At 62.7% G+C, this 21210-nt stretch carries 18 protein-coding genes; 9 read left to right on the top strand and 9 right to left on the bottom strand.

The genetic code is table 11. The features are described 5' to 3' along the window. Nucleotide 1: 1 nt before the first annotated feature. Together REH59_RS06045 and REH59_RS06050 are read right to left on the bottom strand one after the other, a co-directional pair. Nucleotides 2–703 (bottom strand): 4'-phosphopantetheinyl transferase family protein, encoded by a 702-nt coding sequence (locus tag REH59_RS06045; RefSeq protein ID WP_121782961.1) that lies wholly within the window; start codon nucleotides 701–703, stop codon nucleotides 2–4. A gap of 247 nt (nucleotides 704–950) precedes the next feature. Beyond that, nucleotides 951–1742: a dienelactone hydrolase family protein gene (locus REH59_RS06050; RefSeq protein ID WP_003254816.1), complete on the bottom strand. Its 792-nt coding sequence runs from the start codon at nucleotides 1740–1742 to the stop codon at nucleotides 951–953. A 129-nt stretch (nucleotides 1743–1871) separates the two neighbouring features. On the opposite strand from REH59_RS06050, the gene REH59_RS06055 reads away from it, so the two are divergent. The 4 genes from REH59_RS06055 to REH59_RS06070 all read left to right on the top strand — a co-directional run bounded on the left by REH59_RS06055 (nucleotide 1872) and on the right by REH59_RS06070 (nucleotide 6364). Continuing rightward, nucleotides 1872–2477: an outer membrane beta-barrel protein gene (locus tag REH59_RS06055; RefSeq protein ID WP_320450407.1), complete on the top strand. Its 606-nt coding sequence runs from the start codon at nucleotides 1872–1874 to the stop codon at nucleotides 2475–2477. A gap of 194 nt (nucleotides 2478–2671) precedes the next feature. Then, a complete protein-coding gene (locus REH59_RS06060; protein ID WP_004576835.1) occupies nucleotides 2672–3349 on the top strand; it encodes a response regulator in 678 nt (225 codons plus the stop codon). After that, complete coding sequence (locus REH59_RS06065) at nucleotides 3346–4692, top strand: ATP-binding protein (protein ID WP_014861191.1); 1347 nt, start codon at nucleotides 3346–3348, stop codon at nucleotides 4690–4692. The genes REH59_RS06060 and REH59_RS06065 overlap by 4 nt, the downstream gene beginning before the upstream one ends. Nucleotides 4693–5041: 349 nt before the next feature. Beyond that, nucleotides 5042–6364, top strand: a complete 1323-nt coding sequence (locus tag REH59_RS06070; protein WP_014861189.1) for a dicarboxylate/amino acid:cation symporter — start codon at nucleotides 5042–5044, stop codon at nucleotides 6362–6364. A gap of 194 nt (nucleotides 6365–6558) precedes the next feature. Here the strand turns inward: REH59_RS06070 and tsaA are convergent, their stop codons facing one another. The 4 genes from tsaA to REH59_RS06090 all read right to left on the bottom strand — a co-directional run bounded on the left by tsaA (nucleotide 6559) and on the right by REH59_RS06090 (nucleotide 9054). Beyond that, a complete protein-coding gene (gene tsaA / locus REH59_RS06075; RefSeq protein ID WP_014861188.1) occupies nucleotides 6559–7251 on the bottom strand; it encodes a tRNA (N6-threonylcarbamoyladenosine(37)-N6)-methyltransferase TrmO in 693 nt (230 codons plus the stop codon). Between the two features lie 6 nt (nucleotides 7252–7257). Next, nucleotides 7258–7719 carry a DUF1456 family protein gene (locus REH59_RS06080; protein WP_003254807.1) on the bottom strand — a complete coding sequence of 154 codons (462 nt, stop codon included), beginning with the start codon at nucleotides 7717–7719 and terminating at the stop codon, nucleotides 7258–7260. Nucleotides 7720–7768: 49 nt separating this feature from the next. Then, nucleotides 7769–8479 (bottom strand): rRNA pseudouridine synthase, encoded by a 711-nt coding sequence (locus tag REH59_RS06085; RefSeq protein WP_010952344.1) that lies wholly within the window; start codon nucleotides 8477–8479, stop codon nucleotides 7769–7771. A gap of 119 nt (nucleotides 8480–8598) precedes the next feature. After that, nucleotides 8599–9054, bottom strand: coding sequence for a GNAT family N-acetyltransferase (locus REH59_RS06090; RefSeq protein WP_003254803.1), 456 nt, complete (start codon nucleotides 9052–9054; stop codon nucleotides 8599–8601). 294 nt (nucleotides 9055–9348) lie between these two features. Here REH59_RS06090 and REH59_RS06095 point away from each other — a divergent pair, with 294 nt between their 5' ends. The 4 genes from REH59_RS06095 (at nucleotide 9349) to REH59_RS06110 (ending at nucleotide 13531) form a co-directional block, all read left to right on the top strand. Next, complete coding sequence (locus REH59_RS06095) at nucleotides 9349–9939, top strand: hypothetical protein (RefSeq protein ID WP_265536610.1); 591 nt, start codon at nucleotides 9349–9351, stop codon at nucleotides 9937–9939. Nucleotides 9940–10130: 191 nt separating this feature from the next. Continuing rightward, entirely contained in the window at nucleotides 10131–10976 is an 846-nt protein-coding gene (locus tag REH59_RS06100) for a DUF6502 family protein (protein WP_003254799.1), read from the top strand. After that, a complete protein-coding gene (locus REH59_RS06105; RefSeq protein ID WP_320450408.1) occupies nucleotides 10973–12727 on the top strand; it encodes a DUF5666 domain-containing protein in 1755 nt (584 codons plus the stop codon). Before REH59_RS06100 ends, REH59_RS06105 begins: the two co-directional genes overlap by 4 nt. Before the next feature lie 54 nt (nucleotides 12728–12781). Further along, a complete protein-coding gene (locus tag REH59_RS06110; RefSeq protein ID WP_012051465.1) occupies nucleotides 12782–13531 on the top strand; it encodes a hypothetical protein in 750 nt (249 codons plus the stop codon). A 71-nt stretch (nucleotides 13532–13602) separates the two neighbouring features. Here REH59_RS06110 and rimO read toward each other — a convergent pair whose 3' ends face one another. Continuing rightward, nucleotides 13603–14934 (bottom strand): 30S ribosomal protein S12 methylthiotransferase RimO, encoded by a 1332-nt coding sequence (gene rimO, locus REH59_RS06115; protein ID WP_004576169.1) that lies wholly within the window; start codon nucleotides 14932–14934, stop codon nucleotides 13603–13605. A gap of 235 nt (nucleotides 14935–15169) precedes the next feature. Between rimO and REH59_RS06120 the strand changes: the two genes are divergently transcribed. Next, on the top strand, nucleotides 15170–17080 hold the full coding sequence (locus tag REH59_RS06120; RefSeq protein ID WP_012051466.1) for a potassium transporter Kup: 1911 nt from the start codon (nucleotides 15170–15172) through the stop codon (nucleotides 17078–17080). 49 nt (nucleotides 17081–17129) lie between these two features. Here the strand turns inward: REH59_RS06120 and REH59_RS06125 are convergent, their stop codons facing one another. Then, nucleotides 17130–18422 (bottom strand): virulence factor family protein, encoded by a 1293-nt coding sequence (locus REH59_RS06125; RefSeq protein WP_014861198.1) that lies wholly within the window; start codon nucleotides 18420–18422, stop codon nucleotides 17130–17132. After that, complete coding sequence (mprF, locus tag REH59_RS06130) at nucleotides 18422–21064, bottom strand: bifunctional lysylphosphatidylglycerol flippase/synthetase MprF (RefSeq protein WP_128573779.1); 2643 nt, start codon at nucleotides 21062–21064, stop codon at nucleotides 18422–18424. Before mprF ends, REH59_RS06125 begins: the two co-directional genes overlap by 1 nt. Between the last annotated feature and the right edge of the window lie 146 nt (nucleotides 21065–21210).

The raw sequence follows: 21210 nt of genomic DNA on the forward strand, positions 1-21210 counted from the left end.
GTCAGACGCTGACCAGGCTCAGCAGGTGGCCGTCCTGCAGGCAGAACTGACCTTGCAGCTCTGCGCCTTGCTGCCACTGCGGTGACAGGTCGGTGAGCAGGCGCAAGCGCGCCAGCCCTTCTGCGGACCAGTCGAGCACTTCTGCGTGTTCGAAGTAGAAGCGTTGGCGAGTCAGTGGGTACAGGGTCTTGAACAAGCTTTCCTTCAGCGAGAACGTCAGGGTGACCGTAAGCCCAAGCTGGCGGCGGTCCAGGCGCTCCAGCTCTGCCGGGGTAAGGATTTCGCCCATCAGCCGCTCGGCGCGCTCGTCATCCAGCAAGGCTTCCTGATCCAGGCCCAGACCTTGGCAGCTGTTTTCGCCGGCGACCACCGCGGCGGCCCAGCCCTTGCCGTGTGTGATCGAGCCATGAATACCGGCGGGCCAGATGGGCGAGCGGTCTTCGTGGGTGCCGGGCACGTAGTCGCGGCCGTCCAGGTGCTGGAGCGCGGCGCGGGCACATACGCGGCCGGCCAGGTACTCGGCCTGGCGCTTGGCCACCGAGCGCAGCAGGCTGGCGCTGGGCAGTACGCCAGCGCGCTGGAAGTCGTCGGCGGCCAAGTGGGCAGGGTCGAAGGCGCAACTGACCAGCACCGCGCCGGGCAATGGGCGGGGCAGGGGCCAGTGGTGCTGGAGCGGGGCGCAACAGGCAGGAAGTGTGTTCATGGCGGCTATTGTGCCAGCTGTGCAGGCGCTGAGGGAGGTGGCGTGGCAGGATGACTTACCGCAGCCATGAAAACATGGCGCAGATCACAGCGTGATCCGTGTGGGAGCGGGTTTACCCGCGAAGCATACACCGCGGTGGATGGCACGGGCTTCGCCCGTGTTCGCGGGCAAGCCCGCTCCCACAGGGATCGCGCCAGCTTTTAGAAATTGAGCAAGACAGTTGCTCCTACAACGATTGCACAATCTTTTATTTGAACACCTTCTTGAAGAACGCCTGCATATCCGCCCAGGAACGCTCGTCCGCGGCCTTGTTATAGCCAATGTCCGGCCCCCCATGTTCACCGTGGCTGAGCCGATCGGCATCGGGGTTGGTGAACCCGTGCTTGGCCCCTTCAATACTGACGAACTGGTAGTTGACCTTGGCCGCATCCATCTCGGCCTTGAACGCCTCCACCTGCTGTGGGGTGACCATGCTGTCCGCCGCACCATGCTCGACCAGGATATCGGCCCGCACCACGCCAGGTTTTGCCGGGGTCTGGGTGGCCAGTGCGCCATGGAAGCTCACCACGCCATCGAGCTTTTCTCCCCGGCGTGCGGCATCGAGCACCACCTTGCCGCCAAAACAGTAGCCGACAGCGCCCAGTTGATGCTTGTTCACATTCGGCTGCTTTTTCAACAACTCCAGGCCCGCGTCGAAGCGCGCTGCTGCTGCGGCCGGGTTCTTCATCGCTGCAGCCATGAATGCCTGGGCATCCTGCGGATGCTCGGTGTGCTTGCCATCGCCGTACATGTCGATGGCCAGTGCCTTGTAGCCCAGGGCGGCAAGATCTCTCGCACGACGCTTGGCATAGTCGTTCAGGCCCCACCATTCATGCACCACAACAATGCCTGGGCGTTTGCCGTCCAGCGCGTCATCGTAGGCGTAGTAGCCGACGAGGCGGTTGCCATCGTCGTCCTGATAAGGAATTTCACGGGTCACTACCGCCGCTTGGGCGAGGGCGGCGCTGCACATCAGGGTCAGGGCCAGCAGGGCTCGCATGTTCACAACTCCTTGTTTTGCTATCGGTTCGTTCAGCCGGGGTTCAGCCAGGGTTCAGTCGCGGTTCAGGGTGCCCTGATTACTCTAGCTTCCAGACCGAAACAGCGCACCCAACTGGAGTACCCAGCCATGAAAACCTTCAATACCCTGCTTGCCGCCATGGCCGTCTGTGCCGCTGGCATCACCACCGCCCAAGCTGCGGACGACAACTTCGCCAGCCTCACCTACGGCCAGACCAGCGACAAAGTCCGCAAGTCCGGCCTGCTGCAACGCAACACCGACCACCTCAACGCCGACGGTATCATCGGCAAGGACGATACCTGGGGTGTGCGTCTGGGCAAGATCAACGACCAGGGCCGCTACTACATGACCTATGACAACGTCTCTGGCGACCACAGTGGCCTGAAGTTGCGCCAGGAAAACCTGCTTGGCAGCTACGACTTGTTCCTGCCGGTGGGCGATACCACCAAGCTGTTCGGTGGTGGCAGCCTGGGTGTGACCAAGCTGACCCAGGACTCGCCAGGCGCCAGCCGGGACACTGACTACGGTTATGCCTACGGCTTGCAGGCCGGTGTGATCCAGGACATCACCGACAAGGCCTCGGTCGAACTGGGCTACAGTTACCTGCGCACCAATGCCGCGACCGAGGTGGGCGCGCATGGCGGGCCGAAGGATGGCACCCTGCGCCTGACCAGCAGCGCGCAGACCTACCTGGCAGCAAGTTACAAGTTCTGACGAACGAGCCGCGTTATCCTGTAGCGGCCTTCGCGGGTACGCCCGCTCCCACAGGTACTGCACAAACCGCTGAAACTGTGCAGTACCTTTGGCTTGTGCGGGTGCTGCACACGTTTCAGAGACTGTGCGATTGCTGTGGGAGCAGGCATACCCGCGAATAGGCCGGTACAGGCAATACACATAAGGAGCTGCACATGAAACTGCTGGTGGTCGAGGACGAAGCCCTGCTTCGCCATCACCTCTACACCCGCCTGGGCGAAAGCGGCCATGTGGTCGAGGCGGTCGCTGATGCCGAAGAGGCGCTGTACCAGGCCGAGCAGTACCATTTCGACCTTGCCATCATCGATCTGGGCCTGCCCGGTATCAGCGGCCTGGAGCTGATCACGCGGCTGCGCAGCCAGGACAAGACCTTCCCCATTCTCATCCTCACAGCCCGTGGCAACTGGCAAGACAAGGTCGAGGGCCTGGCCGCCGGTGCCGACGACTATCTGGTCAAGCCGTTCCAGTTCGAGGAGCTTGAAGCACGGCTCAATGCCCTGTTACGCCGCTCCAGTGGTTTCATCCAGTCGACCATCACCGCTGGCCCCTTGGTACTTGACCTCAACCGCAAGCAGGCCACCCTCGACGAACACGCCTTGGCCCTGACTGCCTACGAATACCGCATCCTCGAATACCTCATGCGCCATCACCAGCAGGTGGTGGCCAAGGATCGCCTGATGGAACAGTTGTACCCAGGTGACGAGGAGCGCGACCCCAATGTCATCGAAGTGCTGGTTGGCCGCCTGCGCCGCAAGCTTGAAGGCGAGCGCGGCTTCAAACCCATCGACACGGTGCGCGGCCTGGGCTACCTGTTCACCGAGCGCTGCCGATGATCCGCTCGCTGCGGGTGCGCCTGATGCTGGCCGCCGCAGTGTTGGCGCTGCTGTTCATGCTGGCGCTGCTGCCGGCCTTGCAGAAGGCCTTCAGCCTGGCTCTGCAGGAATCGATCGAGCAGCGTCTGGCCTCTGATGTGACCACGCTGATTTCCGCTGCGCGTATCGAGCATGGCCAGCTGCAGATGCCGACACTGCTGCCGGACGAGCGCTACAACCTGCCCTACACAGGCCTGCTCGGCTATATCTTTGACCGCGACGGCAAGCTGGTCTGGCAGTCGCGTGCCACCGCCGACCGGCACATCAACTACCAGCCGCGCTATGACGGGCGCGGCAACGAGTTCGACCGCATTCACCAGTCCGATGGCGAAGAGTTCTTCGTGTACGACGTCGAGATCAAGCTGTTGGGTGGGCAGAGTGCCGCCTACAGCATTGTCGCTCTGCAGCCCGTGAGCGAGTACAAGGCCACCCTCAATGGCCTGCGCGAAAAGCTCTACCTGGGGTTCGGCGCTGCATTGCTGGCGCTCATGGTGTTGTTGTGGGCAGGCCTGACCTGGGGGCTGCGCTCGTTGCGACGCCTCAGCCACGAACTGGATGAAGTGGAATCAGGTGCACGTGACGGTCTGAGCGGTGAGCACCCACGCGAGTTGCTGCGCCTGACCCGCTCGCTCAACCGTCTGTTGCGCAGTGAGCGTGAGCAGCGCACGCGCTACCGTGATTCGCTGGACGACCTGGCCCACAGCCTGAAGACGCCGCTGGCGGTGTTGCAGGGTGTGGGTGAAAGCTTGCAGCAGCGCAGCGGCGAGCGCGAGCAGGCGCGGGTGCTGCAAAGCCAGATCGAGCGCATGAGCCAGCAGATCGACTACCAGCTGCAACGCGCCAGCCTGCGCAAGAGTGGCCTGGTCCGCCACAGCGTATTGCTGCGGCCGTTGCTCGACAGCCTGTGCAGCACCTTGGCCAAGGTTTACCGGGAAAAACGTGTGAACGTGCTGCTGGAGTTGCCGGACGCGGCGCAGGTGCCGATGGAGCAGGGCGCGTTGCTGGAAATGCTCGGCAACCTGCTGGAGAACGCCTACCGGCTGAGCCTGGGCCAAGTGCGGGTGAGCCTGGTGAAGGCGCCGGGGTATCTGACCTTGTGCATCGAGGACGACGGGCCGGGCGTGCCCGCCGACCAGCGTGAACGCATTCTGGAGCGTGGGGAGCGGCTGGACAGCCAGCACCCGGGGCAGGGCATAGGCTTGGCCGTGGTCAAGGATATCGTCGACAGCTATGACGCCGAACTGAGCCTTGGCGATTCGCCGCTGGGGGGCGCTGCGTTCAGGATCACCTTCAACCTGGATTGATCCCTAGCCTGTGCCGGCCCATTCGCAGGTCAACCCGCGAATGGGGGCACAGGCAATCCACAAAGGGCGGATTTCCGCCATTCCTCCTTGTACAAATTCCGCCATCGGGCGGAAATCCGCCAATCCGTCTCGGGAATATCGCCCTGTCGTTGGGCATTTATTCCTAGCAAATACGGGCTTTGCACCCTTCATGGGCATTTTGGCACCACCCTTGCTATTGATCCTCGCAGAGGCCTGCCCAGGCAGCTCGAACACAACGACAAATCCCTCCAAGTGCAGGAGGGTTAGCGATTCAGGTGCCCCCATCACCCTGGGAAGGGTGAACCGGCACACTTGAGGAAAATTAGCCATGACGACACGTCAGCCGCTGTACAAATCCCTGTATGTCCAGGTGTTGGTCGCCATCACCATCGGCATCCTGCTCGGCCACTACTACCCGGAAACGGGCGTTGCCCTCAAACCCCTGGGTGACGGCTTCGTCAAACTGATCAAGATGGTCATCGCCCCGATCATCTTCTGTACCGTGGTCAGCGGCATTGCCGGCATGCAGAGCATGAAGTCGGTCGGCAAAACCGGCGGCTACGCGTTGCTGTACTTCGAAATCGTCTCCACCATCGCCCTGATCATCGGCCTCGTCGTCGTCAACGTGGTCAAGCCAGGCGCTGGCATGCACATCGACGTCAGCACCCTGAACGCCAGCAGCGTGGCTGCCTACGCCGCCGCCGGCGCGCAGCAGACGACCGTCGGCTTCCTGCTTAACGTCATCCCCAATACGGTCGTCGGCGCCTTCGCCAACGGCGACATCCTGCAAGTGCTGATGTTCTCGGTACTGTTCGGCTTCGCCCTGCACCGCCTGGGCAGCTACGGCAAGCCGGTACTGGACATGATCGACCGCTTCGCCCACGTCATGTTCAACATCATCAACATGATCATGAAGCTGGCCCCGATCGGCGCTTTCGGCGCCATGGCCTTCACCATCGGCCAGTACGGTGTTGGCTCGCTGGTGCAGCTGGGCTACCTGATGGCCTGCTTCTACATCACCTGCCTGCTGTTCGTGCTGGTGGTGCTGGGCGGTATCTGCCGTGCCCACGGCTTCAGCGTGATCAAGCTGATCCGCTACATCCGTGAAGAACTGCTGATCGTGCTGGGTACTTCGTCCTCGGAGTCGGCCCTGCCACGCATGCTGGCCAAGATGGAGCGCCTGGGTGCCAAGAAATCGGTAGTAGGCCTGGTTATCCCGACTGGCTACTCGTTCAACCTGGACGGTACCTCGATCTACCTGACCATGGCTGCGGTGTTCATCGCTCAGGCCACTGACACCACCATGGACATCACTCACCAGATCACCCTGCTGCTGGTGCTGCTGGTGGCTTCCAAGGGTGCTGCCGGCGTTACCGGTTCGGGCTTCATCGTGCTGGCCGCGACCCTGTCGGCTGTTGGCCACCTGCCGGTTGCCGGCCTGGCGCTGATCCTTGGCATCGACCGCTTCATGTCCGAAGCCCGCGCCCTGACCAACCTGGTGGGCAACGCCGTTGCCACCGTGGTAGTGGCCAAGTGGGTCAAGGAAATGGACAACGACAAGCTGGCTTCGGAATTGGCCTCCGGTGGTGCGCCGCTGATCGATACCCGCCCGACGGACGACCTGGGCGTGGCTGAAGGCCCGGCTCGTTGATAGCCGGTTGAAATGAGAAAGGCGACCCAAGGTCGCCTTTTTCGTGTCTGCGCGGTCCCTGTGGGAGCGGCCTTGCGTCGCGAGTGGGCTGCGCAGCAGCCCCGGCGACCTTGCAGGATGGCTGAATTCTTGGGGCCGCTGCGCAGCCCTTTCGCGACGCAAGGCCGCTCCCACACAGGGCGATGCGGCGGCCCTCAGCCCAGTACCACCTCCAACACCCGGATCTCCTCCGGCTGTGGGTAATGCCACCTTACTTGCACATCCCAGAACTTCACCCCGTACACCCGCTCGGACGGTGGTATCTGGTAGGCCGGCCGTGGGTCCTGCGCCAGGCATTGCTCGATCAGTTGCACCAGCGGCTCATTCAAACGCAGCGCATGCTCGCGGGCCTGGATCAGGGCGTTGTCCGCCCACTGCACGGCAATTGCCACAGGCGCTGCATTGGCCATCTGGTTGCTGGCGCCAGCGACGCTGTCGGCATAGGGCACATACGGCTTGATGTCCAGCACCGGCGTGCCGTCGAGCAGGTCGATCCCGGACAGCAGCAGGCGCCCGGGCTCCACGCCCTCCAGGCGTACCACCGACTGGCCGATGCCGTTGGGCCGGTGGGTGGCGCGGGTGGCGAACACCCCCATGCTCTTGTTGCCGCCCAGACGCGGAGGCCGCACTTTCAGGCGCGGCTTTTCTTCCAGGGCCTGGTGGAACAGGAACAGCAGCCAGATATGGCTGACCTGCTCCAGGCCTTCGACCGCGTCACCTTGATTGAACGGCGGCAACAGTTCGAGCACGCCACGGGCGGCAGGCGCCAGCTGCGGCTGGCGCGGAATGGCGAACTTTTCCTTGAAACAGGAGTGGACGATGCCGACCGGGACAACCGTATGCTGCATGGCCACTCAGCCGCGCACGCGCAGGGTCAGGCCCTTGAGGAAGTTGCGCATCAACTGGTCGCCACACGGGCGGTAGTTGTCGTGGCCAGCCTTGCGGAACAGCGCGCTGAGCTCAGGTTTGCTGACCGGGAAGTTGACCGACTTGAGAATCGCGTGCAGGTCGTCTTCCTTGAGCTCAAAGGCCACACGCAGCTTCTTGAGGATCAGGTTGTTGGTTACCGGCAGCTCGATCGGCTGCTGCGGGCGGCTATCGTCTTTGCCTCGGCGGTAGATCACCAGGCCGTCAAGGAAGTGCGCCATCACCCGTTCCGGGCAGCGCACGAAGCCTTCCTCTTCTTCTTTTTTCAGGTAGGTGGCCAGCACCAGAGGATGCACTTCGAGGCCAGAGAGCCCGATGATCTCGGCCATCTTGGCGTCGTTCACCTTGAGCATGTAGCGCAGGCTGCGCAGGACGTCGTTGTGGTTCATTGCAGCAGAATCCTGTTCAGGTGCCGCGCGTTCCGGCGCGGCGTATTGCTTAGAAACGTTCGGAGGTAGCCAGGTAACGCCATTGGCCCAAGGGCAGCTTGCCCATCGACACACCACCCAGGCGAATGCGTCGCATGCCTAAAAGCTCCAGGCGCAGGTAGGCGCATAGCTCGGAAATCTGCCCTGGTTGTGGGTTTTTCAACACCATGCGCAGGTGTGTCTCGTTCTGCCAGCTGGCCTTGGCCTTGGGCAACTCGCGGTCATTGCGCATGGCCCCACGCGCCAGGCGTTCCAGCGCCTGGGGGGTGGTTTCGCCGCGCACTTCAATGATGAACTCTTGCTCCAGGCGACGCAGGTCGGCCTCGATCTTGCGGGATACCCGCCAGTCCTGGGTAAACACCTGCAGGCCGCTGGCGCCACGCTCCAGCGGTGCCACGCAGGCCTGCCGGGCAAAATGCCCGTGCAGGGCGCGCACGCCTTCGCGGTGGGCCTCGCTAAGGCTGCCCATGTTCATGCTGGCGCGGGCGTCCTCACTGTCCATGCCGGCTGGCTGGTTCAGCAGCAGGGTCACTGGCTCCAGGGTTTCGGCACGGGCGCCCGGCAGCAGTTCGACGCGCTGCTGCTCAACCTTGAACTGCGGCTGCTCGACCACCACGCCATCGACCGTTACCCAGCCTCCTTCAATGTACTGCTCGGCCTCGCGGCGGGAGCAGCCGAGCTGCTCGATGAGGCGTTTGGACAGGCGGACGGGTTCGGACATGGGGCAATTCGCAAGGCAGGGAAAGGCCTCCATTGTACCTGCCTGCAAGCGGTAGATGATGGGAATCTGTGTCAGATGCGCCATTTTGGACACATAGCGCGGCACATTCAGGCGCCGCCTCAAGGCACTGTGCGCATTAGCCTCATGTGCAGCAGAGGATAGGGCTGGCCCAGGCCGTCGGTTTCCGAACGGCCGATGACCTCGAAACCCTCATGCAGGTAGAAGCCCAGCGCTTTCGGGTTCTGTTCGTTGACGTCAAGGTACTCGGCATTCAGCTCATTGATGGCATAGCGCAGCAGGCGCTTGCCTACCCCTTGGCCGCGGTAGCCAGGTGCGACGAACAGCATGTCCACCCGCCCGTTGGCGACACCGGCGAAACCACAGATGCGCTGGCGGTCCTTGCAGCAGATCAGCATCACTGCGTCGAGGTAGCGGCGCAGCACATGTTCGCGCAGTAGCAGGATATAGCCCTCTGGCAGAAAGTCGTGGGTGGCGCGTACTGAATCCTCCCACACCTGTACCAGCTCGCTGTAGTCGCACAAGCGCGGGGTTTGCAGCGTCAGTAGCGCAGCCATGCCGGTGTTCCTCTGGGACGATAGGGAAAACATAGCAGGCCAACCACCGGTCGGCTTGTTCGCTTGGCGCTTGAGACCTGGGGAGTGACGGTCTATTAATTAAGCGTGGGAAAAAATCCCACGCAAATATAAGTTCAATCTGAAGCAAGATTACTGACCGATTTGGCGTTCTCGTGGCGAAGACCTGGAGACGGACTATGCAAATCCACCTGCTGTTCAAGAAGGCTTTACTCGCGGCTGCTGTAGCTGGCGTGTTGTCGATGTCCATTGCCTTGATCCCTGACTCGATTTCTCATGGCTCCAGTGCCTACGCTAAAGATGGCGGTGGCGGTGGCGGTGGCGGTGGCCACGGTGGCGGTGGAAGTGGCGGCGGCGGTGGCCACGGTGGCGGTGGAAGTGGCGGTGGCGGTGGCCACGGTGGCGGTGGAAGTGGCGGTGGCGGTGGCCACGGTGGCGGTGGAAGTGGCGGTGGCGGTGGCCACGGTGGTGGTGGAAGTGGCGGTGGCGGTGGCCACGGTGGTGGTGGAAGTGGTGGCGGCGGTGGCCATGGTGGCGGAAGCGGAAGTGGTGGCCACGGCAGCGGCGGTGACGGTGGTGGCCATGCCGGCAACAGCGGCAGTGGCCACGAGGGTAATTCAAACGCTGGGCGCAGCAGCAACCATGCTGAAGCGGGTGACGATCATGGCAATCACGCGGGTGGGGAACCCGGGGATGATCATGGTAATCATGTCGGCGGTGAGCCTGGCGATGATCACGGCAATCATGTTGGTGGTGAACCTGGTGACGATCACGGCAACCATGTGGGTGGCGAACCCGGTGATGACCACGGTGTTCATGCCGGCGGCGAGGCCGGGGATGACAACAGCAGAAGCTGATTGGCGCTGACCCGAAGTGGCCCATACAAAACCCAGCGGACGGGTTTTGTATGAGCAGGTTCTGGCCTGTCTTGCCTTTATCACGTCATTTCCAATGAGCGCTGACAGCTTTTTCCTCGTCCATGCCGGGATATGATTGCGGTTTGCGTGGGATTAATTCCCGCGTCTTATACTGGGTGCCTCTGTCAAGGAATGCCCTCGATGCAATCGCCTGTCTTACCCCCGTCGATGCTGAGTGCGCTGCGGCGTGTGATGCGCCCGCTGGTGCGCCTGATGCTGCGCAAAGGGGTTACCTACACGATGTTCACCGACCTGCTCAAGGAGGTGTTCGTCGATGTGGCCCATCGCGAGTTTCGCCTGAACGACACCGCGCCAACCGATAGCCGCATCAGCCTGCTTACCGGCGTACATCGTAAAGATGTCCGGCGGCTGCGTAATGAGGGTGACACTGCAATTGCGGCCCTGCCGGATAACATCACGCTAGGTGCACAATTGGTCAATGTATGGACCAACACCCCACCATTCTGCTCGGCACCCGGCCAGGCGAGGGCGCTTGCGCGGCTAGCCAGTGTGGGTGGCGATTGCTCATTCGACGCCCTGGTCGCCAAGGTCAGCACCGATATCCGCGGCCGGGTGGTGCTGGACGAATGGTTGCGCCTGGGCGTCGTGCGGCTCGATGAGCAGGATTGCGTGCACTTGGAAGCCCATGCATTCGTGCCACAGAAGGGTTTTGATGAAAAGGCTGCGTACTTCGGCCACAACCTGCATGACCATGCCTGTGCGGCGGTGCACAACCTCAGCGGCGAAGGTCCGCCATTTTTTGAGCGTAGCGTGCACTACGATGCCTTGAGCCCGGCCAGCGTCGAGCATTTGCGAGATGTGGTAGCCAAGGATGGCATGCAGACACTACTTGCCTTCAGCCGGCTTGCAGCAGCGTTGGAGAGTGCTGATGAGCCCGGTATCGAACAACGTCAGCGCATCACTGTCGGGCTTTATTTCTACACTGAAGCTACCGATTCCGACCCGTCGAAGACACCCGGCCCATGACTCTTCCTGTGCGCTACCTCAGTGCTGTCATGTTTGCCCTGGTTTTCGGGGGGAACCTGATGGCCCCGGCCGAGGTGGCCGCAGCGCCGGTGTGTGTCAGCCGTGACGAGATGGGTATGGCCGGTGCCGCAGGCCTGCAGTTCCCCGGTGGCATGGGCGGCACCGGTGTGCGCAATGAAAATGGCGGCGTCGGTGGCACCGGTGCCCCAGTCCAGCAACGCCCGGGTGGTACAGGCGGCACAGGCGCGGTGGCGGAGGGTGTGGACGGCACCTACTTTGATCAGCGCCACGGTGATGTAGGTGGTACCGGTACGCCGATCCTGCGCCCGGGTGGTACTGGGGGTACAGGCATCGTCGGTACCATCACCGGCTTCGCCTCGATCTGCGTCAATGGCATGGAAGTGCACTATGGCAAGGACGTACCGGTGAGTGAGAACGGTGCGCCTGCCAGCAGTGGTCACCTGGCGATCGGGCAGGTGGTGGCGGTGGAGGCATTCGCCACCCAGCGCGGCCTGCAAGCGGGGCGCATTTCGATCCTCAACGTCTTCGAAGGGCCGTTGACGGCGCTGCCCAATGCCTCGGCCCCACTGCGGGTCATGGGGCAACCCGTGCGGCTGGCCGCTGGCGCGCGGGTAGCTGAAGGGTTGCGCCCGGGTGAGCCCGTGAGGGTCAGCGGCCTGCGCGATGCCCGGGGAGAAGTCGTGGCGACCCGTATCGAACGGGCACCGGGGTTGAGGGAGGCCAGCGCCATCGGCGCGGTTGATCGCACTGGCAGCCTTCAAGGGTTGAAGTTGGGTACCCGTGTGGCGCCTGCACGTGAGGTGCTGGTGCGCGGCCAGTGGACCGGGCGCCAGCTTGAAGTGGCACAAACCCGTCCAGACCCGAGCCTGCCTTTTGCTGGTCGTGTCCAGCAGGCGGTGGTTGAAGGGCTGGTACAGCGCACACAAGCTCGGCAGTTGGTGGTTGCAGGTCTCAATGTGACATTGGGGCAGGGCACCGTAATTGTCGGTCGGCAGCCAGCGGCGTTGGCGCTTGATCAACGTGTGCGGGTGAGCGGGGTGCTCAATGGAACTCACGAGCTGCGGGCAACCCGCGTGGAATTCCAGGACGGCCGTGTCGACAATCCTGACAGAAGCCAGTCGGGGCACGGTGGTGAGCATGACGGAAGCAGCTCCGGCGGCTCCAGCAGCGGTCATGGCGCAAGCGATGGGGCCAACGATCGTGATGAAAACAGCGATGATCACAGTGGGCGCAGTGCCGTTGACGGCCCCAGTGACCATGGCAGTGGTGACAAGTCGGGAGAGTCGGTACACCTCGACGCATCGGAGCAATCGACGCGTAGCAACAGTGGAAGCTCCGATCGGGTTGAGAAGGTCGAAGTCGAAAACACCGGAAAGGTCGAAAAAGTAGACAAGGTCGAGAAGCCCGAGAAAGTCGAGAAGGTCGAGAAGGTCGAGAAGGTCGAGAAGGTCGAGAAGGTCGAGAAGGTCGAGAAAGTCGAGAAAGTCGAGAGGGTCGAGAAAGTCGAGAAAGTCGAGAAGGTCGAGAAGGTCGAGAAGGTCGAGAAAGTCGAGAAGGTCGAGAAAGTCGAGAAAGTCGAGAAAGTCGAGAAGCCCGAGAAAGTAGAAAAAGTAGAAAAGCCTGAACGGGTCGAAAAGGTGGAGTTACCAGAGAAAGTTGAAAAGGTGGAGAGGCCGGAAAAGGCAGAGACGGTGGAAAAAGTCGAGCATCCAGAGCGATCCGGGCGTTAGCCAACTAGGCTGGGTAAGTCTGGCCATGCTTCCCGAAAGAGTACTGAGTTGCAAATGAGACCCACGCTCCCTCTGTTCGCCTGTTTGCTCTCGTGCACCTGCGTGTCGGCGCTGGCCGATACCTTCAGTGCCGCCATTGGCATGGATTATTCAAGTGGCGACTATGGTACCGGCACCACTTCGGAAATCTGGTATGTGCCGGTGGTCGGCAAGTATGAGAGCGGCCCCATGACCTACAAGGTTACCGTGCCTTGGTTGCGTATCACCAACCCCGAAGTCGGCCCCAATGGTGACCCCTTGCCCGGTGGTTGCCGAGACGTGGAAAGCGGGTTGGGTGACACGGTTGCCAGCGCCGCCTATGCACTGCTCGATGGTCGTGACGGCGGCCTGATGCTGGACCTGATCGGCAAGGTCAAATTCCCTACCGCTGATGAAGACCAGTGCCTGGGCACCGGCCAGTACGATTACACCACCCAGGTCGACATAGCCAAGGGCTTTGGCCCGGTCACCGGTTTCGCGACGCTGGGTTGGAAGAAGTTCGGTGACCCGCCCGATAGCGACTTCGATGACCCGGTATTTGCCAGTCTCGGCTTTGCCCTTCCGGTGGCGGTCGGTACTTCGGCCGGCGCCTCCTACGATTGGCGGCAGAAAGTGGTCTCGACCGGGGCGCAGATCAAGGAGCTTACCCTGTTCCTCACCCACAAGCTCAACCAGCAGTGGAAAGTCCAACTCTATGCAGTCAAAGGCTTCTCGGATGCCAGCCCGGATGCCGAGGGCGGCCTGATGCTGTTTCACACGTTCTGACAAAAAAGCCCCTGCGCCGGTCATTCCCTATGGAGAACGCCGGGGCAGGGGCTTTGCAGGCTTCAGCCGTTTTAGATGGGTTCAGCCCACATGTCGTACTCGTCGGCATCCACCACACGGCAACGCACTTTGTCGCCTGGCTTGAAACCATGGTCGCCATCGATGAACACGCTGCCATCGATTTCCGGTGCATCGAAGAAGCTGCGGCCAACCGAACCTTGTTCCTCGACTTCGTCGATCAGCACGTCGATTTCCTTGCCGATGCGCAATTGCAGGCGGGCAGCACTGATGGCCTGCTGGTGGGCCATGAAGCGGTCCCAGCGCTCTTGCTTGACGTCGTCCGGTACTTCGGCCAGGCCCAGGTCGTTGGCCGGGGCGCCTTCCACCGGCGAGTACTGGAAGCAGCCCACGCGGTCGAGCTGGGCTTCGGTCAGCCAGTCCAGCAGGTACTGGAAGTCTTCCTCGGTCTCGCCCGGGAAGCCGACGATGAAGGTGGAGCGGATCACCAGCTCAGGGCACTGCTCGCGCCAGTTCTTGATGCGCGCCAGGGTGCGGTCTTCGAAGGCCGGGCGCTTCATCGACTTGAGCACTTTCGGGCTGGCGTGCTGGAACGGGATGTCCAGGTACGGCAGGATCTTGCCGGCAGCCATCAGCGGGATCACGTCGTCAACGTTCGGGTAAGGGTACACATAGTGCAGGCGTACCCAGGCGCCCAGGCTGCTCAGTGCTTCGCACAGCTCGAGCATGCGGGTCTTCACCGGGCGGCCGTTCCAGAAGTCGGTCTTGTACTTGACGTCGACGCCGTAGGCGCTGGTGTCCTGGGAAATCACCAGGATTTCCTTCACCCCGGCCTTGACCAGGCGCTCGGCCTCGCTCAGCACTTCACCCACCGGGCGGCTGACCAGCTTGCCGCGCATCGACGGGATGATGCAGAAGCTGCAGCTGTGGTTGCAGCCTTCGGAGATCTTCAGGTAGGCATAGTGGCGCGGGGTCAGCTTGACGCCCTGTGGCGGCACCAGGTCGATCAGCGGGTTGTGGTCCTGACGCGGCGGCACCACTTCGTGAACGGCGTTGACTACCTGCTCGTACTGCTGCGGGCCAGTGACCGACAGCACGCTTGGGTGCACGTCACGGATGCTGCCTTCTTCGACGCCCATGCAGCCGGTGACGATCACCTTGCCGTTTTCCTTGATGGCTTCGCCGATCACTTCCAGCGATTCGGCCTTGGCGCTGTCGATGAAGCCGCAGGTGTTGACCACCACCACGTCGGCGTCCTCGTAGGTGGGTACGACTTCATAGCCTTCCATGCGCAGCTGGGTCAGGATGCGCTCGGAGTCGACCAGGGCTTTTGGGCAACCCAGGCTTACGAAACCTACCTTGGGGGTGGCGGGCGTGGTGGACATGACTAACCTCGGTATTGAATACAGGTCGCCCGGCCGGAATCGGGGGCGAACTTGACGGGCGCTTTTGGCGCCTCTGATCAAAAAGTGCGCAATTCTAGCGAGCGCAAGGGCGCTTGACCAGCAGAAATACGACGAACGCTGCGCTATGCTTCGCGCCGTTGCGCCGGGGTACCTTCCAGGGCCTGGTGGCAGATTGATTACCAAGGGCCGTGAAGGCCGTTTGCGGGAGTGGTCGATGGTTCAGGCAAGCAGTCACGCTGAGGGCGGGCACGAGGGGAAGCAGGGTGCGTCACGGTCGGTGGGCCTGCTCGTGGCGGCGGTCGGGGTAGTTTATGGCGATATCGGCACCAGCCCGTTGTATACCCTCAAGGAAGTCTTTACCGGCGGCTACGGGGTGTCGGTCAACCATGATGGCGTGCTGGGGATCCTGTCGCTGATCCTTTGGTCGTTGTTGTGGGTGGTGTCATTCAAGTATGTGATGTTCATCTTGCGTGCCGATAACCAGGGGGAGGGCGGCACCATGGCGTTGACCGCTCTGGCGCGGCGGGCCACGGCGGCGTACCCGCGGCTGCGCACGCTGATGGTGATCTGTGGCTTGATCGGCGCTTCGCTGTTCTATGGCGACAGCATGATCACCCCGGCGGTGTCGGTGCTGTCGGCGGTGGAGGGCATGGGCCTGGCCTTCGATGGCATCGACCACTGGGTGGTGCCAATTTCGCTGGTGGTGCTGGTGGCGCTGTTCCTGGTGCAGCAACATGGCACTGAGAAGATCGGCAAGCTGTTTGGTCCGATCATGGTGACCTGGTTCGTGGCGCTGGGCGCGCTGGGTGTGCATGGCATCTCGCAGAGCCCGGAAGTACTCAAGGCGTTCAACCCGGGCTGGGCAGTCAACTTCTTCGTGGTGCACCCCGGTATTGGCGTGGCCATTCTGGGTGCGGTAGTGCTGGCGCTGACCGGTGCCGAGGCGCTGTACGCCGACATGGGGCACTTTGGCCGCAAGCCGATTGCCCGGGCCTGGTTCATCCTGGTGCTCCCGGCGCTGGTGCTCAATTATTTTGGCCAGGGTGCACTGCTGCTGCAAAACCCGGAGGCCGCGCGCAACCCGTTCTACCTGCTGGCGCCGGGCTGGGCGCTGCTGCCGTTGGTCGGGCTGGCCACCATGGCCACGGTTATCGCTTCGCAGGCGGTGATTTCCGGGGCCTTCTCCCTGACCCGTCAGGCCATTCAGCTGGGCTACATCCCACGTATGCAGATTCAGCACACCTCAAGCGACGAGCAGGGGCAGATCTACATTGGTGCAGTGAACTGGACGCTGATGGTGGGTGTGGTGCTGCTGGTCATCGGCTTCGGGTCCTCGGGCGCTCTGGCGGCAGCCTACGGGGTTGCGGTCACCGGTACCATGCTGATGACCACCATCCTGGTGTCCGCGGTGATGCTGCTGCTGTGGAAGTGGCCGCCGCTGCTTGCAGTGCCGATTCTGGTCGGCTTCCTGTTTGTCGACGGGCTGTTCTTCGCCGCCAATGTGCCGAAAATCGTCCAGGGTGGTGCCTTCCCCGTGTTGGCCGGTGGTGTGCTCTACCTGCTGATGAGCACCTGGAAGCGCGGCAAGCAGATTCTGGTCGAGCGCATCGATGAAGGTGCCCTGCCATTGCCATTGTTCATCAGCAGCATCCGCATTCAGCCACCGCATCGGGTCGAGGGGACTGCAGTGTTTCTGACGGCACGCTCCGATGCCGTGCCGCATGCGCTGTTGCACAACATGTTGCACAACCAGGTGTTGCACAGCCAGGTGGTGCTGCTGACTGTGGTCAGCGAAGACCGGCCGCGGGTACCGGAACATGAGCGTTTCGAGGTGGAAGCCTATGGCGACGGATTCTTCCGTGTGTTGCTGCACTTTGGGTTCATGGATGAGCCGGACGTGCCTGCCGCGTTGAAGCTGTGTCATCTGGATGACCTGGACTTCACGCCAATGCGCACTACCTACTTCCTCAGCCGCGAGACGGTGATCGCGTCACGGCTGGAGGGGATGTCGCGCTGGCGGGGCAACCTGTTCGCGTTCCTGCTGAAAAATGCCAACGGCAACTTGCGCTTCTTCAACCTGCCGTTGAACCGGGTGATCGAACTGGGGACGCAGGTCGAGATCTGAATGGGTTTGCACAGAAAGGGTCAGGGCCGCAGAGCGGCCCTGACCCTTGTCAGTTCTGTTCAGCTACGCTGGTCTTGCCCTGGCGCGTCTCGATCTCGCCAATCAAGCGCTTGGCGAGTGCCGGGTAGTTCTCGTCGAAGTGGTGACCACCAGGCAGTTTCAGGCGCTCACCCACTGCCGTCTTTTCCGTGCAACCGCTCTCGTCGGTTTCCTCGACGCCATATACGCACACGACCTTGGACGCTGGCAGCTTGGCCATTTCCGGCCCGGTTGGCGCTTCCTGGCCTTCCTTGCCCAGCCAACCCTCGACCTCGATCTCGAAGCTGCCACTGCGCGCAAAGGCTAGCAGCACCACCGCGTCGATACGCTGCTGGTCCTCGACGGGCAGGCGGTTGTAGATTGCCGGCAGCACGTCGGCGCCGAACGAATAGCCGGTCAATACGAAGCGCTTGGTACCCCACTTCTGCCGGTAGTGATGCATCAGCTCGGAAAGGTCGGCGGCGCTTTGTTCCGGGGTCTTGTGCTGCCAGTAGTAGCGCAGCGTGTCGATGCCCACCACCGGGTAACCCAGCTTGGCCATTTCCCCGGCCACGTCGCGGTCCAGGTCGCGCCAGCCGCCATCACCAGAGAGGAACAAGGTAACCGTGTCTGTGGTTTGCCCGGCCGGCACTTCGACCACCGGGATGGCCAGTGCGTTACCGTCGCGGCCGACCAGGGCTTGGGTCAGTTGCGCCTTGAGCACTTGTGGCAAGTGGATGTCGTAGTCGCTGATGCTGGTTTCGGCGTTGGCCTGGTCGCGCACGAAGGCGGCGCTGGCGTCATCCGGGTTGTCGTTCCAGGCGACGTTCCAGTGGCCATGGGCAGCCGATTTGGGCAGCGGTGCCTGGCAGTCAGGCTGTTCGAGGGTGAAGCCCACGGAAATGGCCCGCGCCTTGTCATCGTTCTGGCTGGCCAGCCAGCGCCAGGCCTGGGTGGCACCGGGGCCGATGCCGGCGACCAAGGTCGGTTTTTCCTGCAGTTGGGTCAGCGCCTGGTCCATGGCCTGTTGCTGCTTGCTGCAGTCGCCAGGCGGCAGAATCACCTGTACCAGCTGGGCTTCACCGGCCTGGCTCAGGTCGAGCAGTTGCTTGCCCGTCAGTGCCTGGTCTTGTGGCACGCCGATGGCCACCCGGGCCTTGGGGTGCACGCCAGGGGTAACACGGGTGATGCTGGTGTCATTGATGCTCATTTGCTCCAGGCGCGCCTCGGGGGCCGGGCGCGTCCACAGCCAGAAGGCCAGCGCACCACCCAGGGCGGCCAGCAGCAGGGGAACCAGCAGGTACAACCAAAAGCGTCGGGTCATCAGCGTTTCACCAATCCAGTCAGGCCGCCTGCAATCAGGGCGGCGGTGTCGGCCAGTGCCACCAGCGGGTCAAGCCCGGCTGGCACGGCCATGTAGCGGGGTTCCCAGTCCGGCTGGAACTTGTCCTTGAAGCGTCGAAGCCCCTGGAAGTTGTAAAGCTGTTCACCACGGCGGAACACCAGCGAACCCAAGCGCTGGGTCAAGGGGGCGCCGCGCCTGGGTTGCAGGCCGGACAGCGGTACCATGCCCAGGCTGAAACGCCCGTAGTCATGGCTTTTGTAGTGCAGGATCAAGCCGATCATCATGAACTCCATGGTCAGCTTTGGCGCTTCGGGGTGCGCACGCATCAGGTCGAGGCTGGCCAGCTCGTTTCCATGGGTTTCCAGCAAGTTGGCGAAGGCTACCGGGCGGCCCTGGAAGCGAATCAGGGCTATGCGGAAGTGTTGCAGGTAGTCTGGGCTGAAGCGCCCCAGCGAGAAGCCTTTCTCGCGCACGTTTTTACCGCCGAGCCAGGCGTCGGAAATTTCCTTCAGCTCAGTCAACGGGGCGTGGCCGGGCTCATGGATCTCCAGGCTCAGGCCATCGCGTCCGCCGCGGTTCCAGGTGTAGCGCAGGTCTTTCATCTCCTTGCCTTTGGCTTCAAGGTCAAAGCGGCGCAAGTCGACCCGGGCTTCTTCACCGAGCTTCAATGCGGTCAGGCCGATGTCCATGTAGAACGGCAGGTTCTCCGCACGTACCTGGTAGAACACGGGGCGTGCGTGGTGCAGGTCGCACAGGTCGCGGAACTGCCAGATCATCTCGGCGCGTTCCTGGGCCGGGCCTATCGGGTCGTACAGCGCCACCAGGCTGCGGCCGCGCCGGGCGTACATGAGGAACGCGTTACCACGCGGGTGGAACAGCAACGCCTTGTCGCCAGTCAGCGCCAAGCCGCCGTCGGGTTGGTCGGAGGCCTGCAGGATGCGGTTGGCGCGTTGCAGCTCTTCTTCATCGGGCAGGTGGATCACGGGCGGCGCTGTGCGCAGCAGCCACGTCAGTGCCACGGCAGCCAGCAGCAAGGCACTGCCCATGGCGGCGCGCAGGCCGCGTGGCGCGTCGGCATCGAGGGTGAACTGCCACCACAGCTGATGGCTGTAAGGCACATCCTGGTAGGCGAACAGCAGAAGCCACACTGATGCGCCCACCGTACAGGCGCTGGCCACCAGGAAAACCGGTGAGAAGGGCAGCTCCAGCAGTCGGCTGGGGCGATAGAACGAGCGGCGGAACAGTGCGAGCAGGGCGGCGGTAAAGGTCAGCAGGCAAGCCTCTTCCCAGTCAAAGCCCTTCAACAGCGACAGCAGGGCGCCGACCAGCAACAGCACGGTGGTCAGTAGCCAGGCGGCGGACAGGCGCCGGCGTAGGCCTTGGGCCAGCAGCAGGCATAGCACACCGATCAGGCTGGCGCCGAAATGAGAGGCGTCGATCAGCCGGTGTGGCACCAGGAAACCCATATGCTCCAGGCGCGTATCTATCTCGGGCGTGGCACCGGAAAAAAGCAGCACCACGCCGGACAGGAACACCAGAATCGACAGGATCGGTGCGGCCAGACCTGAAGCGGCCTTGATGGCCTGTTGCGCAAACAGCAGGCGTCGGGCTTCATTGGCCAGCAGCAACACGCAGGCCAGCAGCAGTGGCAGCACCACATAGATCAGCCGGTACAGCAGCAAGGCAGCCGCCAGCGGTGCGGCACCGAGCTGGTCGGCAAAGGCCGCCAGCAGGATCGCTTCGAACACCCCGACGCCGCCCGGTACGTGGCTGAGCACGCCCGCGGCCAAGGCCAGCAGGTACACCAGCACGAACGCGCCGAAAGGAGGGGCTTCGGGCAGCAACAGGTAGAGCACGGTGGCCGCCGCCGCCACATCCAGCGCGGTTATCAGCAATTGCAGGGCCGCCAGGCGTGCATCCGGCAGGCGAAGTGTGCGCCGCCCCAGTTGAACGAGCAGGTTATTGGCCGCCGGTTGCTCGGCCAGGCGTCGGCGGTACAAGCCAATTACCAGTAAGGCAGACACCACCAGCACGGCGCTGGCAACAGCTGCCAGCAGGCCGGGCGCCAACCCGAGCGCTGTCGAGGCCGCCGGCAGGTTGCTCAATGTCGCCAAGGCGGCCAGGGGCGGCAGCGCGCAGCCCAGTGACAGGCTGGCAAACACGGTCATGCGTGCGACTTCGCCAGCACCAAGCCCTTGCCGTGCGTACAGGCGATAGCGAACCGAGCCGCCAGAGAGCATCGACAGGCCGATGGCGTTGCCGATGGCAAAGGCGCTGAAGCCGCCCAGTGCCAGGCTGCGTGCTGGCAGTTTCACGCCCGCATAGCGGCTGGCCGACCACTCGTAGCCCAGCAGGATCACAAAGCCGATCACCGTTGCCAGCAAGGCGCCCAGCAATGACTGGGTGGGCACGCTGAGCATGGCATCGTGCAAGGCATAGATGTCCAGCTCGCTCAGCAGGTGGCGGCAGGCAATCAAGGCCATCGTGAACAGTAACAGGGTCACCATCAGGCCTATGGGCTGGCGGTAGCGACTCAGGCGTTCGAGTAGGGGCAGGCGCTGCACAGCACCGGGTAGCGCCGTAGCGAGTGGCACCGGAGGTTCGGGATTGTGCGAAGTCATGAGTTGCCCCGGGCATGCAGCGCGAGGTGAAGGAAAGGTGCGGCCAAGTGAAAGTCCCTTAGGAAAACGTATCCAATGTTACTCCGGCCTCAGGCGTTTGCAGCGGCTTGGCAGGGTTAAAGATAGTTCATCCTGGGCACGACATC

It is taken from the genome of Pseudomonas sp. BO3-4, assembly GCF_034044115.1.
Taxonomy (GTDB): Bacteria; Pseudomonadota; Gammaproteobacteria; order Pseudomonadales; family Pseudomonadaceae; genus Aquipseudomonas; species Aquipseudomonas alloputida.

What these genes read in the sequence shown, in the direction of transcription:
- REH59_RS06045 (WP_121782961.1), bottom strand. Translation starts at nt 703, where the DNA reads ATGAACACACTTCCTGCCTGTTGCGCCCCGCTCCAGCACCACTGGCCC.
- REH59_RS06050 (WP_003254816.1), bottom strand. Translation starts at nt 1,742, where the DNA reads ATGCGAGCCCTGCTGGCCCTGACCCTGATGTGCAGCGCCGCCCTCGCC.
- REH59_RS06055 (WP_320450407.1), top strand. Translation starts at nt 1,872, where the DNA reads ATGAAAACCTTCAATACCCTGCTTGCCGCCATGGCCGTCTGTGCCGCT.
- REH59_RS06060 (WP_004576835.1), top strand. Translation starts at nt 2,672, where the DNA reads ATGAAACTGCTGGTGGTCGAGGACGAAGCCCTGCTTCGCCATCACCTC.
- REH59_RS06065 (WP_014861191.1), top strand. Translation starts at nt 3,346, where the DNA reads ATGATCCGCTCGCTGCGGGTGCGCCTGATGCTGGCCGCCGCAGTGTTG.
- REH59_RS06070 (WP_014861189.1), top strand. Translation starts at nt 5,042, where the DNA reads ATGACGACACGTCAGCCGCTGTACAAATCCCTGTATGTCCAGGTGTTG.
- tsaA (WP_014861188.1), bottom strand. Translation starts at nt 7,251, where the DNA reads ATGCAGCATACGGTTGTCCCGGTCGGCATCGTCCACTCCTGTTTCAAG.
- REH59_RS06080 (WP_003254807.1), bottom strand. Translation starts at nt 7,719, where the DNA reads ATGAACCACAACGACGTCCTGCGCAGCCTGCGCTACATGCTCAAGGTG.
- REH59_RS06085 (WP_010952344.1), bottom strand. Translation starts at nt 8,479, where the DNA reads ATGTCCGAACCCGTCCGCCTGTCCAAACGCCTCATCGAGCAGCTCGGC.
- REH59_RS06090 (WP_003254803.1), bottom strand. Translation starts at nt 9,054, where the DNA reads ATGGCTGCGCTACTGACGCTGCAAACCCCGCGCTTGTGCGACTACAGC.
- REH59_RS06095 (WP_265536610.1), top strand. Translation starts at nt 9,349, where the DNA reads ATGGCTCCAGTGCCTACGCTAAAGATGGCGGTGGCGGTGGCGGTGGCG.
- REH59_RS06100 (WP_003254799.1), top strand. Translation starts at nt 10,131, where the DNA reads ATGCAATCGCCTGTCTTACCCCCGTCGATGCTGAGTGCGCTGCGGCGT.
- REH59_RS06105 (WP_320450408.1), top strand. Translation starts at nt 10,973, where the DNA reads ATGACTCTTCCTGTGCGCTACCTCAGTGCTGTCATGTTTGCCCTGGTT.
- REH59_RS06110 (WP_012051465.1), top strand. Translation starts at nt 12,782, where the DNA reads ATGAGACCCACGCTCCCTCTGTTCGCCTGTTTGCTCTCGTGCACCTGC.
- rimO (WP_004576169.1), bottom strand. Translation starts at nt 14,934, where the DNA reads ATGTCCACCACGCCCGCCACCCCCAAGGTAGGTTTCGTAAGCCTGGGT.
- REH59_RS06120 (WP_012051466.1), top strand. Translation starts at nt 15,170, where the DNA reads ATGGTTCAGGCAAGCAGTCACGCTGAGGGCGGGCACGAGGGGAAGCAG.
- REH59_RS06125 (WP_014861198.1), bottom strand. Translation starts at nt 18,422, where the DNA reads ATGACCCGACGCTTTTGGTTGTACCTGCTGGTTCCCCTGCTGCTGGCC.
- mprF (WP_128573779.1), bottom strand. Translation starts at nt 21,064, where the DNA reads ATGACTTCGCACAATCCCGAACCTCCGGTGCCACTCGCTACGGCGCTA.